The organism is Aquiflexum sp. (genome assembly GCF_977115555.1).
Genome location: NZ_CDSBKL010000628.1, coordinates 1 through 1563 on the forward strand (window position 1 = coordinate 1; position 1563 = coordinate 1563).

At 42.4% G+C, this 1563-nt stretch carries 2 protein-coding genes; both read left to right on the plus strand.

Translation table 11 applies throughout. The features are described 5' to 3' along the window. Positions 1-573: hypothetical protein (locus ACZFYI_RS20235; RefSeq protein WP_462525927.1), on the plus strand; the 573-nt coding region annotated here is incomplete at its 5' end. 104 nt (positions 574-677) lie between these two features. Beyond that, positions 678-1563: efflux RND transporter periplasmic adaptor subunit (locus ACZFYI_RS20240; protein ID WP_462525928.1), on the plus strand; the 886-nt coding region annotated here is incomplete at its 3' end.

Here is a 1563-nt window from a genome sequence, read left to right on the forward strand (position 1 = left end):
GAAGGAGATTTCAGGATCATCAATGGTAAAAAATCGCATTATTTTTATGAATCGCATGATGGTAAGGGGTTTTTTTACAAAGAAAGAAACCATAACCGATTGCTTAAAATTGAGGAAGACAGGGTAAGCAAACAGTATATGTTTTCGTTTTCTTCTATGGAATTTGAGCCAGATCCTGCAAGAATCTATGAAGCATTTGAATTCAGTCAGGAATTTTGGGCGAGTGGGAAATATGCACTTGGGGATGAAATGATTGATTCAAAAAAACACACCCTTTTCTCAGTAAGTAAAGGTTCGGAGTTCAAATTGGCACTTTGGGAGAAGGAAAGAGGCGGGGTTAAAATGATTAAAAGAATTATAAATGATATGGACAGGATTTCCCCTGACATCAATGGCATACCTCCTTCTAATGTAAATGCGAATTATTTTATTTGGGCGCTACATCCGGCTGATTTGGCGGATTTCCATCGGTTCAAAAATCAGAACGAAAACCTCTATTTGGGATTTTCTTCAAAATTTGGGATTGATCTTGATGATAATCCCATATTGTTTATCTATTCATTCAAGGACTGATTTTTGTTTTTCTACTTTTCATTTTCAAACTTTTTAACATCTATCCTTTTGAATTTGTTTAATAACTTAGTTTATTGTAATCCTATTCAATAACCACAAGTAATATGCGTTTTGTCCATCTGTTTTTATTTGCTTTTTTACTGATGGTTTCTTTTTCCTGCAAGGAGGAAAAAGCCGAAAGTCAGGATCAACCCTTGGAAGCCTTCCGTGGCGAAGTGGCTGCTACTCCTGTCCGGATAGCCAAAGCCGAGAAGCGGACCTTTGATTACCTGATCAATGCCTCCGGCAAAATCGAAGCCGCAGAGCAGGTCAAAATCATTGCCGAGCGGCCGGGATACCTCATAGAACTTACAGTGAAGGAAGGTGACTTTGTCGAAAAAGGCAAAATCCTCGCCCGCCTCGATCAGACGGAAAGTCTCCTGAACCTTGAGAAAGCCCATATCGAGCTCAAGAATGCTGAGGTAAATTATAAGTCTGAAATCCTGAGCTTTGAAAGTATCATGAACAGTGGTGATACTGATAAAATCGCGCAGGTGCAGGAGCAGCTCAAGTCCAAGAGCGGACTTTTTTCAGCAGAGATAGGCGTCAAGGAAGCACAGATGGACCTTGACAAGACGGTAATCAAATCACCGATATCAGGAAGGGTAGCTGACCTCAAGTCCAAGCGTGGAAGCCTCGTCAAGTCAGGTGATGAAATGCTAGAAGTCATCAATACGGCTGCACTCGAACTCAAAGTAAAAGTCCTAGAATCCGACATCAACCTTATTTCCCTCGGTCAAAAGGCAGAAATCCTTCCTGTCGGTGGAGGAGAAGGTATCAGCGGTTCGGTCAGGAGTATCAATCCCAAAGTGGATGAAAACGGCCTCGTGCAGGTCAGTATCCAAGTAAACGGCACAAAGGGATTGCTTCCCGGCATGAATGCCCGGGCCCTTATACGCGCCCCTCAAAACAACAGCATCGTCGTACCCAAGCAGGCTTTGGTCTATCGCT